14 protein-coding genes are annotated in these 14,505 nt (G+C 50.3%); 9 read left to right on the plus strand and 5 right to left on the minus strand.

What is annotated here, in order from left to right:
* Positions 1 to 2: 2 nt before the first annotated feature.
* Entirely contained in the window at positions 3 to 914 is a 912-nt protein-coding gene (locus IM638_00445) for a type IX secretion system membrane protein PorP/SprF (GenBank protein ID MCA6361480.1), read from the plus strand.
* Between the two features lie 489 nt (positions 915 to 1,403).
* Here IM638_00445 and IM638_00450 read toward each other — a convergent pair whose 3' ends face one another.
* From IM638_00450 to IM638_00465, 4 genes are read right to left on the minus strand one after another with little or no spacing between them, the layout of a single operon-like run.
* Positions 1,404 to 2,396 carry an MBL fold metallo-hydrolase gene (locus IM638_00450; GenBank protein ID MCA6361481.1) on the minus strand — a complete coding sequence of 331 codons (993 nt, stop codon included), beginning with the start codon at positions 2,394 to 2,396 and terminating at the stop codon, positions 1,404 to 1,406.
* 2 nt (positions 2,397 to 2,398) lie between these two features.
* The gene (locus tag IM638_00455; GenBank protein MCA6361482.1) at positions 2,399 to 2,893 is read right to left on the minus strand and encodes a hypothetical protein; all 495 of its coding nucleotides are present in this window, start codon (positions 2,891 to 2,893) and stop codon (positions 2,399 to 2,401) included.
* Positions 2,894 to 2,909: 16 nt separating this feature from the next.
* Positions 2,910 to 3,737 carry an SDR family oxidoreductase gene (locus IM638_00460; GenBank protein MCA6361483.1) on the minus strand — a complete coding sequence of 276 codons (828 nt, stop codon included), beginning with the start codon at positions 3,735 to 3,737 and terminating at the stop codon, positions 2,910 to 2,912.
* A gap of 45 nt (positions 3,738 to 3,782) precedes the next feature.
* The gene (locus IM638_00465; GenBank protein MCA6361484.1) at positions 3,783 to 4,364 is read right to left on the minus strand and encodes a TetR/AcrR family transcriptional regulator; all 582 of its coding nucleotides are present in this window, start codon (positions 4,362 to 4,364) and stop codon (positions 3,783 to 3,785) included.
* 221 nt (positions 4,365 to 4,585) lie between these two features.
* Between IM638_00465 and IM638_00470 the strand changes: the two genes are divergently transcribed.
* The 8 genes from IM638_00470 (at position 4,586) to IM638_00505 (ending at position 10,932) form a co-directional block, all read left to right on the plus strand.
* A complete protein-coding gene (locus IM638_00470) occupies positions 4,586 to 4,993 on the plus strand; it encodes a cobalamin B12-binding domain-containing protein (protein MCA6361485.1) in 408 nt (135 codons plus the stop codon).
* A 41-nt stretch (positions 4,994 to 5,034) separates the two neighbouring features.
* Entirely contained in the window at positions 5,035 to 5,733 is a 699-nt protein-coding gene (locus tag IM638_00475; protein MCA6361486.1) for a hypothetical protein, read from the plus strand.
* A gap of 676 nt (positions 5,734 to 6,409) precedes the next feature.
* Positions 6,410 to 7,627 carry a homoserine dehydrogenase gene (locus IM638_00480; protein ID MCA6361487.1) on the plus strand — a complete coding sequence of 406 codons (1,218 nt, stop codon included), beginning with the start codon at positions 6,410 to 6,412 and terminating at the stop codon, positions 7,625 to 7,627.
* A gap of 209 nt (positions 7,628 to 7,836) precedes the next feature.
* Complete coding sequence (locus tag IM638_00485) at positions 7,837 to 8,589, plus strand: helix-turn-helix transcriptional regulator (protein MCA6361488.1); 753 nt, start codon at positions 7,837 to 7,839, stop codon at positions 8,587 to 8,589.
* Positions 8,590 to 8,671: 82 nt separating this feature from the next.
* Positions 8,672 to 8,833, plus strand: coding sequence for a hypothetical protein (locus IM638_00490; GenBank protein MCA6361489.1), 162 nt, complete (start codon positions 8,672 to 8,674; stop codon positions 8,831 to 8,833).
* A 58-nt stretch (positions 8,834 to 8,891) separates the two neighbouring features.
* Entirely contained in the window at positions 8,892 to 9,875 is a 984-nt protein-coding gene (locus IM638_00495; GenBank protein MCA6361490.1) for a polyprenyl synthetase family protein, read from the plus strand.
* A gap of 91 nt (positions 9,876 to 9,966) precedes the next feature.
* The gene (locus IM638_00500; protein MCA6361491.1) at positions 9,967 to 10,446 is read left to right on the plus strand and encodes a hypothetical protein; all 480 of its coding nucleotides are present in this window, start codon (positions 9,967 to 9,969) and stop codon (positions 10,444 to 10,446) included.
* Between the two features lie 63 nt (positions 10,447 to 10,509).
* On the plus strand, positions 10,510 to 10,932 hold the full coding sequence (locus tag IM638_00505; protein MCA6361492.1) for a hypothetical protein: 423 nt from the start codon (positions 10,510 to 10,512) through the stop codon (positions 10,930 to 10,932).
* Here IM638_00505 and IM638_00510 read toward each other — a convergent pair.
* Positions 10,919 to 14,338 carry a T9SS type A sorting domain-containing protein gene (locus IM638_00510; GenBank protein MCA6361493.1) on the minus strand — a complete coding sequence of 1,140 codons (3,420 nt, stop codon included), beginning with the start codon at positions 14,336 to 14,338 and terminating at the stop codon, positions 10,919 to 10,921. The genes IM638_00505 and IM638_00510 overlap by 14 nt on opposite strands.
* Between the last annotated feature and the right edge of the window lie 167 nt (positions 14,339 to 14,505).

The raw sequence follows: 14,505 nt of genomic DNA on the forward strand, positions 1-14,505 counted from the left end.
CCATGAAAAAAACTACGCTGCATATCTTTTCTGCTTTGCTGCTGTTTGCTTCGCCGCTGGCCGCGCAGCAGTTGCCGCATTACAGCCAGTATGTACTCAATGAGTATGTGCTTAATCCGGCTGCGGGCGGACGAAATCCTTATTTCACCGGCCTTTCCTCCAACCGCTACCAATGGGGTGGTATTACTGATGCGCCACGCACGTACATACTCAGTTTAAACGGTCCGCTCAAATACCGCAACATGGGTGTGGGCGGCCAATTGTTTACCGATAATGTAGGCCCCACACGCCGTACCGGTTTTTATCTTTCGTATTCCTACCACGCACCGCTTACGCAAAAACTCAAACTCTCGTTTGGCTTGCAGGCCGGCATTCTGCAGTTTATGATCGACGGGCATAAAATTCAGCTTCACGATCCCGGCGACAATGTGCTCATCAACGGCCTGCAAACAGTGCTCACACCCGATTTCAGCGGCGGCATCATGCTGCACAATGATAAATTCTGGGTGGGTGCTTCGGCCATGCAGCTGCAGCAAAACAAACTGAAGTTTTTCGACTATATGTCGAATACGACCAGCGTAATGAGCAGGCATTATTTTGCTATGGCCGGCTACCGCCAACGTGTGGGTGATGATTTTGTGGTGGAACCATCGGTGCTGGTGAAGTATGTGGCGCCGGTGCCTGTACAGTTTGATGCCGGTGTGCGGGTGATTTACAAGCGGAAAGTTTGGCTGGGTGCAGCGTATCGTCACCTTGATGCGGTTACAGCCAACTTCGGTTTCTGGTACCGTGAAAATCTGATGCTGAGTTATGCGTATGATTTTACAACAACTAATTTGCGTAATTACAGCACCGGTACGCACGAGCTTATGATCGGGATCCGGTTTAACCGGAAGGGGATGGGGAAGGAGTGAGGTTGCGTGGTGAGGGTGTTGATTTCGGGTAGTATTTGAATCTGATTTTTTGAAACACCAAGCGGTATTTATTCCAGCCGCGATTGCTCCCGCAGAAATTGCGGGGGAAAAGCCCGGACCTGAGTGCATGCAATTTTTTTTGTGAAGTTTGGGGAGGACTTGCAGCGTAAAGCGCGTACAGGTGGTGTGATATTGAGCCATTTTGTTCGCTCCTGAACTATTGATTTGTGGAATGAGGTGATTGTGGGGAGCAACTTGATTTCTGTAACGGTGTGAGGTGTTGCATTGTGTGCTGATGGCTCAGGCTAGTTATTTGGAACATTGTAAGCAGCATCTTTGGTTGAACAAGTCTGGAGACTTGTTTAAGTTCAGCAGAAAGTTTGTCGCCTTTGGCGACTAAAACTTTCCGCAGCGTTGGTTCAGCAGGAAGTTTGTTGCCTTTGGCGGCTGAAACCTTCCGCAGCATTGTGGCTTTGCCGTAAGGTCAAATCACATCCGTACCGTTTCGCCTACATCGGGCGCAAGCAGGCGGCCATTCAAACGTCCTTCTTTTTCATGTGCCTGCATTATGCGCAGCGGCTCGCCGAGGGGTTCGTCGGAGAGGTCGTAGGTGCCGAAGTGCATGGGGATGAAATGCTGTGCGCCGAGGTCGTGGAAGCCTTGCAGGGCTTCGTTGGGGCCGATGTGGGCGCTTTGCATCATGTATTGCGGCTTGTAGGCGCCTACGGGGATGAAGGCGTGTGAGATGTTTGGAAACAGTGTGCCTGTTTCGCGGAAGTGTGCGGCCATGGCGGTGTCGCCGGCGAAATATACGGTACGCGCTTGGGTGCGAATGATGAAACTGCCCCAGAGCGTGCGGTTTGTATCGTTGAGCCAGCGCCGGTTCCAGTGCTTGGCCGGCATGAAAATTACTTCGGGGCCATTGCCGCCGATTGCAGGATACTGCTGATACCACGCGGCTTCCACAATGTGTTTTGCGCCCAGCTTTTGCAGCAGCTTCGCGGTATGCATGGGCACATAATACACCGCCTGCGGGTTTGCGGCAATGATGCGTTTCATGCTGTTTTCGTCGAGATGATCGCGGTGCGCGTGCGAGAGGAGCACGGCATCGAGCCCGGTAATGCTTTCGGGCGCAAAAGGCGATGGTACCAAACGCTTTAGTCCGGTGGAGCTGAGCAAACACGGATCCGTAAGCATGAGTTTGCCATGCACGCGCAGCAGAAACGCCGAGTGCCCCAGCCAGTTAAAGGCGTCATGCGGCTCGGTAAAAATGCGGCGGTCGCTGCGTACAGCGAGCCTGAATGTATCCGTCTTTTTCTCGGCGCGCTGCGGATTGGCCGAAAACATCCATTTCATTACCGTTTTAAACCCAACCGGCATTTCGTTTTCCATGCCGGTGTAGCGTCCGTTAATCATCCGGTTGCCACGCACATCGTGGCGTACGAAAGGAAGATCGGGGTTGTGGTGCCAGGTTTCGGCCATGATCAGGTAGTAATGAGTTGCTGTATGTTGTGCTGATAGCGCTCGCCGCGCCGTTCGGCAAAGATATCAAGAGTGAGCATGAGTGTGCCCTGCATGAGCAACCCAAGCGCCAGCCCCTGCCAGAAATTTGCTGCACGAAATACAAGCAGAGCCACGCCGCTCAGCACAAACGCAATTTCAACCCATTTGTAAATTGTGAAATTACGCATCACCACAATCATACGTGCTGTTTCGGCTGTTGCAAATCCTGCCGCATCGGTTGCGAATTGTGCATCAAGCGCAGCCACCTGCTGCCCGGTGCGGAAAAACACGGTTGCGCCTACCACCATCTGTATCAGGCCCACCAGCAAAACCGGTATGGCCATTCCGGCATAAAACTTTTCTTTCGATACAAAGAATGCCCAGCAGGCAAAGGCCAGCGCAAACACACCGGCAGCCAGAAACAAAAGTGCCTCTGCTTTCTCGGCACGGAAATAATTGTGCATTGATTCTGTCATCACATCCGGTATTGAATTAACCTTTAAATCCTTTTTCCACAATAGCACGCACCAGGCTTCTGTACCAGCTCAGCGGTACGGTGCGGCGTAAAATAAGTATGGCTTTGGCCTGCATGCCTGCCGGATAGCGGAGTTTAAAGCTGGATGAGGAAGCCGCTTTGAAAATTGTTTTCGCCACTACTTCGGGGCCCGGTGCGTTTGCGCCTGCGGCCTGTGAGTTTTTAAACGTTATCGCCTGGTAGTTGTCGTAAGCGGTTAATCCTTCTTTCGAAAACAAGTCCTGCGAACGGTCGTAGAAATCGGTTTTGATGGCGCCGGGCTCTACGTTTTTTACTTTAATATTAAACGGCCGCAGTTCAAACGCCAGTGCTTCGGCCCAGCCTTCAACCGCCCATTTGGTGCCGTGATATACACTGTAAATGGGAAAGGTAATAATGCCGCCCATTGAGGTTACGTTCACAATCGTGCCGTTCTTCTTTGCGCGGAAGTGGGGCAAAATGGCGCGTGTTACATTCATTACACCAAACACATTGGTATCAAACTGCCGCTGAATCTGCTGCGGTGTGGCCGCTTCGAAAATACCGATGGCACCGTAGCCGGCATTATTCACCAGTACATCAATACCGCCAAAATCGGTAATGGTGGCCTTGATGGCCTGTGTAATACTGTTTTCGTCAGTTACATCAAGCGCGTAGAGTTTTACATTGGGCAGCTGCTGCAGTTCGGTTTCTTTTGCAGGTGTGCGCATGGTGGCGGCTACGTTCCAGCCGCGATCGCTGAAATACTTTACTGTAGCGCGGCCTATGCCTGATGAAGTGCCGGTAATAAGAACGGTTTTTTTCATGGTGTTGGTTTTTGCCGAACGAACATTCGGTTCACATTTAAATTTTTAATCAATTTTTACCCCGTCCCAAGTAGTTTGAACTGCTTGTTTAAGGCGGGTCGGGTTCATTTTATACTGACCGCTGAGGTGAAGTTTTACGCAGGTGGTAATGTTGCCGTAAATCAGCCCCACCAGCAATTCAGGATCCATATTACGCAGGATGCCGTGTTTTACACCTTGAGCAATGAATGCCACTACGGGGGCGTAGAAATGTTCATTTTCCTCGCGGGTGTGGGTGGCGATATAGGGCGAATTGGCGTACTGTTCGAGAAACAGAAATCCGTCGGGATTGCTTACGAAATGCTTGTAAAGATTCATCCAGAAACGGAAAAACCGTTCGCGGTAATTGTCGCCCGGTTTATCGCCTTTGAGCAGGGCGCGGCCCATGTGTTCTTTTTGCTGTGCATACAACGCGGCAATAATTGCTTCCTTACTTACAAAGTGATGATAGATTGTGCCTGTGCCCACGCCGGCTTCTTTGGCCACCTGCGACATGGGCGCATTGTGAAAGCCGTTGTTGCGGATGAGGCGCAGCGTGGCATTAAGTATGGCCAGTTTTTTTTCGGTATCGGAAGTAATGCGTGTCATCTGAAATACAAAAACAGAACAGTTATTCGGTCGCAAAAATAGCCCGGTTTATTTTATAAGAGCAAAAATATTTGCTCGTTTATTGGCTAAATATTTGATATACAGAAAAATAAAAACAGAATGATTGTTCGGTTTTGTAGCATGTGGGATAATTAGTGAAGAAAGAAGTGAGAAATGCCGGAAATTACGGGCAGCAAAACATTTTGCTAAATTTGCGCATGATGAATCGACCCATACGCGTGCTTGTAGCTAAGGTAGGGCTCGACGGCCATGACCGGGGAGCTAAGGTAATTGCGTCGTTCCTGCGCGATGCGGGGATGGAAGTAATTTACACCGGGTTGCGGCAAACACCCGAAATGGTGGTGAATGCGGCGTTGCAGGAAGATGTGGATGCCATTGGGGTGAGCATTCTTTCGGGTGCGCACATGACGGTTTTCCCGAAAATACAGACGTTAATGAAGGAGAAGGGGCTTAATGATGTGCTGCTTACCGGCGGCGGCATTATTCCCGATGCCGATATGAAAAAGCTGAATGAAATGGGTGTGGGCCGTTTGTTTCCGCCCGGCACCGATACCAAAACCATAGTGGATTATATTACCGGCTACGTGCAGGAGCACCGCCGTTTCTGATTTTCCGCGAAAGCGGCACGATTTTTCCATAGCTTACTGGCATGATCAGCCGCATATCCCTTTTGTTTTCCGTTTTTCTGCCGGTGCTGTTTGCCTCTTGCGACGGCGACGTGCGTTTTACTACCGAGCAGCCGCAGGGCGTGGCGGCTCTGCCCGAGGTTCCGGCCGTGCTGCGTGGCGTGTGGGCCAGCGGCTCCGATACCCTTACCATTGCCCCCCGCCGGCTGAGCTTGGCCCGTAGTTCGCGCCGCACTGTGCCGCTGGCCGATACAAGCCGCATGGGAATTAGCCGCAATACAGCCGGCAAATACGTGTTCCGCGCCGGCGACTTCCGCTCAGTTGAGCGCGTAAGCGGTGATTCCATGATCATTGTTTCGCGCACGGTAAACCATTACCAGCTTGGCCGCGATACCACCCTTAAAGCCTGGAACGCAAGCTGGTGGCTCAGTACACGCGCCGATTCGGCCACCTGGAAAGTCATGCAGATTTCGGTACGCAAGAAACAACTCATAATTGCCGTGCCCAGCCTCAACCGCGAAGAAAAACGAGCCATTGCCCAGCGTATGGCTAATTCGGGGCGTGATACGGATAATTCTGGCACTTTTTCGCAAATCACCCCCTTTAGCCGCAATAAACCCGACGATAACTATTTTATTGTGGCGGCCACCCCGGCACAGCTTAAACAACTTCAGCAAAAGGGACTTTTCAGGCCCGTGGCTACTTTTGTGAAAATAAAATAAGGGGCTGCCCGAAATTTTTTTACTGCATTTACACCGATTTAGACGTAAGTTCAAATCAGGGCAAATGACTTGCTTTCAGATCGGTGCATAAAAGACCGCTTCTGACTTTAAGGTATAATCCGTAACTTAAAAATAACGCGATTGCTTGCAGATGTGAATTAAATCTCTATATATTTGCTATGAATTTAGAAACACAGTTACGTCTGTCAGGCAAAACAGCGTAATCAAAATATCCAAGATTTCAACATGAGACCTGTTGTGTCCGCAGCCCGAATTACTTACATGTGCGCCAGCATGTGTATGTGTCGTTGCATCCGCATCGAACCGGGAACACCTGCGTCATAACTAAGTTGATTGTTGGTGTGTTGAGCGAAGCCCTCCCGGTAAAACCGGAGGGCTTTTTTTATTTCATACCACTTCATTCCGATCTGATTTTTAAACCCAAGCCAACAAACAGAATATACAGATGAGACCCGATTTGCGATCAGCCATTCACTCAAACCACCAGCTACCCGCCTGCCGAATGCGCGGATGTTGTAAAACGTAATTCCATTGCTTGGGCCGAAGCTCAAAGGCCGGCAATTCGTTCATAATTGTTCAACACACCACCCGGCGGCGGCCGGCGTGAAAATCAAATCAGAAACAAAGGCTGCACCGCCGGGCAGTTACCGATTTTATGAGTAACGAAAAACTCTCAGTAGCCCTTTTCGGGTTCGGATGCGTGGGGCAGGGGCTCTACGATGTGTTAAACCATTCAGAAGTATTTCAGGCTGATATTGCCCGTATTTGTGTGAAGGATCCGGCAAAGGAACGCCGGGTAAACAGTTCGCTGATTACCTTTAATAAAGAAGATATTCTGGGCCGCAACGATATTGACGTGGTGGTGGAAATGATTACCGATACCGATGAGGCCTACCGCATAGTAAGCAGGGCTTTAAGTAATGGTGTAAATGTGGTAAGTGCCAGCAAAAAAATGCTTGCTACCTATTTCAGCGAACTGCATCGTTTGCAGGAGGCGCATGGTACGGCGCTCATATACGAAGGATCGGCCGGAGGAAGTATTCCTATTATCCGCACACTCGAAGAGTATTACGATAATGAATTGCTGAGCAGCATACGCGGCATCCTCAACGGCACCACCAACTACATCCTCACGCGAATGGAACTTGAAGGCCGCGATTATGCGGATGTGCTCCGTGATGCCCAGCAAAGCGGTTTTGCCGAAGCGGATCCCTGGTCGGATGTGGCCGGATACGATACAATGTATAAAACACTGCTGCTGAGTATTCATGCCTTTGGTATTGTGCTTAAGCCCGAACAGATTCTTAATCTGGGCATCCAGCACATCAGCTTTGCCGATATCCGCTACGCCCGTGAAAAAGGGCTGCGCATACGTCTCATTGGCTATGCCGCAAAAGCAGGCGATAAATTCAGAGTTTACGTATTGCCGCATTTTGTAAAAGCCGATGATGAACTGTATAAAGTGCAATACGAATACAACGGCATTGAGGTAGAAGGCGCATACTCGTGCAAACAAACATTTACCGGTAAAGGCGCCGGAAGCCATCCCACCGGAAGCGCAGTACTGTCTGATATTTCGGCACTTACCTATAATTATAAGTATGCCTATAAAAAGCTCAACAAACTTCGACGGCTCAAAGAAGAACAGGGGCAAACCGGGAACGATGAAACGTTACTCGACAAAGACTTTACCCTCAAACTCTACATTCGCTATCAGTCGAAAGACGAACTCGCAGGGCTTGATATACGCCGCGTGGAAGAAGAGTATAAGTCGGCCGATGTAAATTTCATTATTGCTGAAGTGGGTTTTCAATCGCTTTATACTTTGCGTGATAACAAGGCTCAAAAACTCTTTATCTGTGTGCTGGCGTAGGTCGGTTGGATAAGATGTTTCAACAGGTGTTTTGGGGCGTTGGTCTATTATCCGAAACTTCTGGGTGCGTATCATCGTTTTCTACCATATCTTGCATAGAAAACGCGTTTGTTTTTCCATCCCATGTCGGGGAAAACAATTGCGTGAAAACAATTGCATGAAACCGTGTTTATGTAATCATGTGCAATTGAAAACAGAAATACAGACCCATGAAAACCCAACCTGATTTCGATGTACTGACATCGCGCCTGGCTGATGCCAGCGGTGCACTCGGTGAGCTGAAAGCTGCTTCTGACGCGCTCGAAAACCTGACCCGTGAATTGCGTGACAACCAGCGTTTGCTGGAGCAGATTTTAACGCATATTCCGGCACTGGTAATGATGATTGATCCGGCAAACCGAAGCCTGAAGTGGGCAAACCCGCAAATGGAATCATTGCTTGGCTGGACGGCTGAGGAAGCGATTGAACGTGGCGGTGCATTTTTTGATGCCGTGCTCGAAAGCGAGGAACAAAACCGTATTGCTGATGCAGCCAATGCACTTGCCGATGAAAATCAGCATGTGTTTCAGCAGATTTGCCGCATGACCAACCGTTTTGGCGATACACTCCGGTTCAACAGCCGTTTCAGTGTGTTTGAACGTCATGCCAACGGTATGCCCAAACTGCTGCTTTGCGTGGCGCTTGATATTACGCAGCAAACCGAAACGGAAAACGAACTCAAGGCGCTGCTGCGCAACATGAGTTCGCCCGAAGACGATGCCCGCGTGCGCAGCATCACCCGCCGCGAACTGGAAGTGCTTCAGCTCATTGCCCAGCAATACAGCACCAAGCAAATTGCCGATGCACTGCACATCAGCATTCCCACCGTGGAAACACACCGCCGCAATCTGCTGCGCAAAATCAACGTGAAAAACACAGCCGGTCTTATCCGCTTTGCAGTGGAACAGCGGCTCATCGGTTAACTTACCCCGATTGCTAAACGCCCCGGCAGCATTGCAGCCGGGGCGTTTTCTTTTTGCGGCCTGACCGTTTCGCCGGCTGGTTTTGTACACCAACAACCAGCTGCACGAAATTTACCTTACGGTGAAAGAAGTAGCGGTAAAAGCAGACAGCAAAGGCAAGGAAACGGAAGCTGAAAAAGACGAGGTAAAAGAAGTGATGATTCCACGTCAGCTGTATGATTTACTGGTATCCCGGTTCGGGTAAAGGCCGCATTAAAGCGTGGCGGTGCGTGCGAAACAATGCGTACATTTGCCCTTAGTTTATGCCGAATATCAACGACATCAAATCGCCGGTTGCTGCCGAAATGGAAATTTTCGAGCAGAAGTTCCGGCAGTCGATGAAAAGTTCGGTGCCGCTGCTCGATAAGATTACCCAGTACATCGTAAAACGCAAGGGCAAACAAATCAGACCCATGTTTGTGTTTCTGGCGGCCAAGCTTTGCGGAGAGATCAACGACTCTACGTATCGTGCAGCGGCGCTTATTGAACTGCTGCACACGGCCACACTGGTACATGATGATGTAGTGGATGACTCGAACATGCGGCGCGGCTTTTTCTCTGTAAACGCACTCTGGAAAAACAAAATAGCCGTGCTCGTGGGCGATTATCTCCTCTCGCGCGGCTTGTTGCTTTCCATTGATCACAACGACTTCAGACTGCTGCACATTGTATCCAACGCCGTGCGTGAAATGAGCGAGGGCGAACTGCTGCAGATTGAAAAGGCACGCCGCCTGGATATTGCCGAGCCGGTTTACTTCGAAATCATTCGCCAGAAAACAGCTTCACTCATTGCCTCCTGTTGCGCCTGCGGAGCTGCCAGTGTAACCGACAACGAGGCCGTGCAGAAACAAATGCAGGAGTTTGGTGAGCTCACCGGCATTGCTTTCCAGATTAAAGACGATTTGTTTGACTATGGCGATCCCGCCGAACAAGGGCAGATTGGAAAACCCACCGGCATCGACATTAAAGAGAAAAAAATGACCCTGCCGCTCATTTTTGCACTCCACAATGCCACCGCACCTGAGCGCCGCCGCATTATCAACATCATAAAAAACCACAACGAAGATCCCCGCAAAGTGGAAGACGTAGTGGCCTTTGTACACAAAAGCGGCGGCATACAATACGCTACCGAAAAAATGTACGATTACCGCCGCCGCGCACTCGATATTCTCAACACTTTCCCCGACGGCCCTGCCCGCAAGGCCCTCAACGACCTGCTCATCTTTACCACTGAGCGCCGTAAGTAACCGCCACTTATCAATACGCTTCCGCCGCGCGCAAACATACCCGCATCAATCACTGCACATTGCGTATTTTTGAATCCGATACTTTTTCCCAATGAAATACGCTGCACACACCTTTATCGCTTTTACCTGCCTCCTGCTGGCCGCCTGCTCCGGCAAACCGGCCCCAATAACAAACGCCGATACAACTACCCAACCCGGACAGACCCGCGGTTTGAGCGTTAGCCCCGTTTCGGCTCCCGTTACAAAAAAAGTATCCGACTCCATTTTCAACGGCGATTATATTGAACGCTACGAAAGCGGCATCATCTTTAAACGCGGCTACATTCAGGGCGGGCAGGCACAAGGTACCTGGCTCACCTTCCATCCGAACGGAAAACTTTACAGCCAGGGAGAATATAAAAACGGCCTCCGTCAGGGATATGCCGTGAGCTACGACGAAAACGGAAGTATGACATCAGAAGGATATTACAAAGACGGGAAACATGTAGGGAAATGGGTATATAACCTGAATGGTGTGAAGAAAGAGATTGATTACGGTGGCGAAATTCCGGCCGAATACCTCAAGAAGTAACCCTTGTTCAATTTCCATGTTTTCTATCAAATCAAGCGGCGAGGCTAACGCTAACGTTGCAGCATGATAACCCTGGATTCAGTACAAATGGAAACGCTTACTTCTACATCACACCTCCGTTTTGATCCCGAAAAGCGCATTATGTACGTCACTGCACGTGCCGGTGCCATGTTTGACGTAGAGCAGGTAAAGGAGAATAAGTCTGCCGCACTCAGCATTGCTGATCAGCAATTGTTTTCATTATTGTTTATTACTGAAGGCGAAATTACGGCTACTCCGCAGGCCCGTCAGCTTCAGGCTTCGGCTGAGTTCTGTGAAGGCCTTTATGCGGTGGGACTGATGAGTTCATCGCATGCCATGAAAATTCTGGCCAATTTTTACTTGCGCATCAATCGCCCCGAAATTCCCACACGCTTTTTCACACGGCTCGAATCAGCCGAAGATTGGCTTGCCTCGTTTGCGCTTTCGCGGGTTAATACTTTATAATTTTTCCGGTTTGTGCAGGCTCGCCTTCTCCGGTGATACGCCAGAGATAAGCGCCGTTGCTTAATTCAGCTCCGTACACAAAAATACGGTCGCTGAGCGTAGTCTCTCGTCGTATCAACGCACCGCGCACATCATACAGTTCAAACGTAAACGGTTTGTTGTTCCGGTTATCGAAAAGAATCATTGTTTCCTGATGAAACGGATTGGGAAATGCAGTGGCCTGTCCGGCAAATAAATTGCAGCAGATTGTTTTCTTTTCGATGCGGAAACCGTAGAGCGGATAATTGCTGTTTTGCGCAATCGTATCGGTGGCGTAGCTGCTGTAAGGTTTTGCTACGCGCAGGCTTATGCTTACCTCGGTTTCGAGCAGGGTGTGGCCGGGCTGCAGCAGCGGAATGGTAGTCCAGATGGCATCCCTGAATACTTCGCGTCGTTCTGTAGCCGCTGCACTTGAAGACATGATGCGGTAAATGGCACGGCATTCATCATACATTGGTACATCCGAAAGTTCGTTGCGCAAATCGGGCGTCATGAAATTGGCCGGGTAACGTGCATCGCCGTTGTGGCCGAATACATAGATGTAATGCATGCCGCCGAAAAGTAAACTGTTAAGTGACGTTGTTACACGCGACGATGGATTCCACAACATATCGGTGCCGTTTTCGATGGCGAGTGCGGAGTTTTCGCCGAAAGCAATATTGAGCCGTTCGCCGGTTTCGGTATTTATCGCATAGCCCGGAAACCAGCTCATGCCCTGTGCGCCAATATAATCAGCTGCTTCGGGGTTTGTCGGATCAGACAACGCTCCTTCGGCCACGGTGCGCCCGTCTTTATCTACCGAAGCATGGTCACGCAAAAGATGTGTGCCGCGTTGCCCTTGATTGAGGCTTTGTGCCACACCGGTTTCAAACACCACACAACGCGACCACTTGCTGCGGTCGGGCGTAATTACCACATCCACACCGGCCACATCGGTAAGCGGCCCGAAGGGACTGACCAATGCCTGCCAGGTCCATGACACACCAAACTCGCGACACAGGTTGGTTGATGTACTTGGCTGTGCAGATGCCGATAATCTGTATGGCGACCAGGTGCCGCCCAGTATCTGCTCAAAATCTTCAGACGGATCGAGGTAGGTGCCAAGGAGGTTGGCATCTTTCAGCAGTGATGCGCACGGTGTATTGATTCCCGGATTGCGCGAGCCGCTGAGAATCCAGTCGAAAGTGCCCGGAAAATCATCATCGTCAGCCACGCCCCCCAGCCATTGCTTTTGCGGATCGCCCCATTGCACAAACGCCGAAAGCATGCCGTTGCGCACCGGATTCAGTGTTGATCCCGGCGCTTCCACCTGCTGCATTTCCACACTCAGTCCCCATTGCGGAATCACCTGCCGGTATCCGCTGCCAAGCGTGCTGTCTGAATAAACTGTATCAGCAGCGCCCACACGCCACATTTTCCAGCCCGAATCAAAACCGGTTGAGTCAAACGCAATGCGATATTCGCCATCGGTAAGATGATCGTAGTTTTCATACCTCACCAGTACCGGCCCGTGCATGCCTTCGTATTTCGGATAAAGTGCACGATGATCGGGCGAGGTGAGAATTTCATTTACCGTTTCCTTCTTCAGCCGCAATTCCTGCCAGCCGCAACCCTGTCCTTCAATGCGCACCAGTTCGGGGCCGCAACCGGGTTGTTCGTTCATAACCACGGCTATGGTTCGGCAGGATGTGAATGTGCCGCAGACGGTGTTTACCTCAAGGCAAATTTCGTAGGTGCCGTTTTGCGTAAACTGATGCGAAGGGAATTGCTGTGAGGAAGAAGTATTGTCGCCAAAATTCCATTGCCACGACAAGGCCGTGCCCGATGCTGAAAACCAGTAGAATCCGGGTGCCGACTGGTGTACAAAAATTTCGGGGGCAACCTGCTGTGTGCAGGGAATGGAAAAGCAGCGGTCGAAAAGTGCCTGTGCCGAATCGCTGGCAACCTGAAGCCGGGGAATTGCATCGAAATTATTGCCGTTTGTGTCGCGCGCCCAGCAAACAGCTTCGGTAATAATTTCCACCTCGCCCGGTTCAAGCGTAAACGGCCCCATGGTAACCAGCATTCGCCGGTCGGAGGGTGTATTACTCTCGGTTACGTCAGACCATGCAGGCTGAGGCACATTGCCGGTGCCAAAACCAAACGGATCAGAATTGTCGGGAAACATAAACATGCAGGGGACAGTACCCATAATGCCGCTCCCGCCATACGTTTGCTGGCTGCCGTCGAGCCATTTTCCCTGCATATAGTTATAGTGCGCCTGTGCCGAAACAGGGTTTCCTGCAATTGTGAAATCACTATTATAGAACTTATACATCGCCATCGGGATGCGTTCGCCGGATTCATCCGTAATAAAATCGCGGTCGTTGTCAATCCCGTCGCCCGGCTCGGCTTGCGGTCCCTGCAAAAAGTCGATGCCAATTGCGGGCGGGTGTGCGCCATAAGTTCCCGGGTTAGGTGATGGGCTTCCGCCATCGTTGGTAGTTCCGTTGTAAATATATCCCAGTCCCCGCATCACATCGCAGCCACTGTAGTCGTCTGAAAAAAGTCCGATATCCACATCATCAAACCGGCCAAACCAAGTGTTGTGATAACGTGTATTACTGCGGTTAATCAGGGTATATCGGTAAAATGTGGCATCGTTGTTTACATTGTTGGTGCGAAACGCAAACGCAATTTGTTGTATTTCGATGCCCATTGCATTGCCACCGCTCATCTGGTGGGTATTGCCTTTGTCGTTAAACACCCACCACAGGCATTGATCGCCCTGAAGGTGATAATCGCAGTTGTTGGGTATGCCTGAAAGAGCAAAGGCCGGATAATCGCCCGCGTTCGGGTTGTACAGGCCGTCGCCGTCCACATCTTCAAACGGAGCCAGCCGTTGAGCCTGTCCGGGTCTTCCGTTGCCCGGCCAGGTGCGTATGTTTTCGGGAATTACATAACCCGGCAAATTGCGGCAGGCAATAAACTGTTCAACCTCTGCGCGGTTCAGCTTCCATATTTTATCAAATGCAGCGCAGGTTGAATCGGCAATTGCTGCTGTGGCCGTATCGAGTGGTCCGGGCCAGAAATCCATGCCGCTTTGCCGGTAATGCCCGGCTGCTAAATGAAGGAGTCCGTTATCATCAAGCCCCCCTATTAATAAAGAACTTGCAAAATTACTGTGTAAACTGCCACCCTTTGGTACTTCATAACCGGCATTTTGCAAATCCCACCACATATCGCCGCCGTTTAATATCCGGGCGCGCACATTATTAATATCAAGATCAACCTGGGCTGTAGCCTCATAACATGATGCGGCAAGCTGCGCATGTGCTGAGGTTGCCGATACAGTGCAAAGAAAGAGTAAAATGTAAACGTGTTTCATGCAGAGGAAAGTTGTCAAATAAAAATAATATTTTATCCGGGAAAGGATGCAGTTAAATCATAAGTGCTTCTCGCTTTTTGGTAACTGGTTGATTTTAAATCGCAGCTGTTTTTTTTAATGTGGGAACATGGAAACAAGTACGACATTCGACAAATTCTGTAAATCGT

This window comes from Bacteroidota bacterium, assembly GCA_020402865.1.
Taxonomy (GTDB): Bacteria; Bacteroidota; Bacteroidia; order Palsa-965; family Palsa-965.

Coding starts and splice junctions, on each gene's coding strand:
- IM638_00465 (MCA6361484.1), bottom strand. CDS start 4,364: ATGACACGCATTACTTCCGATACCGAAAAAAAACTGGCCATACTTAAT.
- IM638_00470 (MCA6361485.1), top strand. CDS start 4,586: ATGAATCGACCCATACGCGTGCTTGTAGCTAAGGTAGGGCTCGACGGC.
- IM638_00485 (MCA6361488.1), top strand. CDS start 7,837: ATGAAAACCCAACCTGATTTCGATGTACTGACATCGCGCCTGGCTGAT.
- IM638_00475 (MCA6361486.1), top strand. CDS start 5,035: ATGATCAGCCGCATATCCCTTTTGTTTTCCGTTTTTCTGCCGGTGCTG.
- IM638_00495 (MCA6361490.1), top strand. CDS start 8,892: ATGCCGAATATCAACGACATCAAATCGCCGGTTGCTGCCGAAATGGAA.
- IM638_00455 (MCA6361482.1), bottom strand. CDS start 2,893: ATGACAGAATCAATGCACAATTATTTCCGTGCCGAGAAAGCAGAGGCA.
- IM638_00450 (MCA6361481.1), bottom strand. CDS start 2,396: ATGGCCGAAACCTGGCACCACAACCCCGATCTTCCTTTCGTACGCCAC.
- IM638_00510 (MCA6361493.1), bottom strand. CDS start 14,338: ATGAAACACGTTTACATTTTACTCTTTCTTTGCACTGTATCGGCAACC.
- IM638_00500 (MCA6361491.1), top strand. CDS start 9,967: ATGAAATACGCTGCACACACCTTTATCGCTTTTACCTGCCTCCTGCTG.
- IM638_00460 (MCA6361483.1), bottom strand. CDS start 3,737: ATGAAAAAAACCGTTCTTATTACCGGCACTTCATCAGGCATAGGCCGC.
- IM638_00480 (MCA6361487.1), top strand. CDS start 6,410: ATGAGTAACGAAAAACTCTCAGTAGCCCTTTTCGGGTTCGGATGCGTG.
- IM638_00445 (MCA6361480.1), top strand. CDS start 3: ATGAAAAAAACTACGCTGCATATCTTTTCTGCTTTGCTGCTGTTTGCT.
- IM638_00505 (MCA6361492.1), top strand. CDS start 10,510: ATGATAACCCTGGATTCAGTACAAATGGAAACGCTTACTTCTACATCA.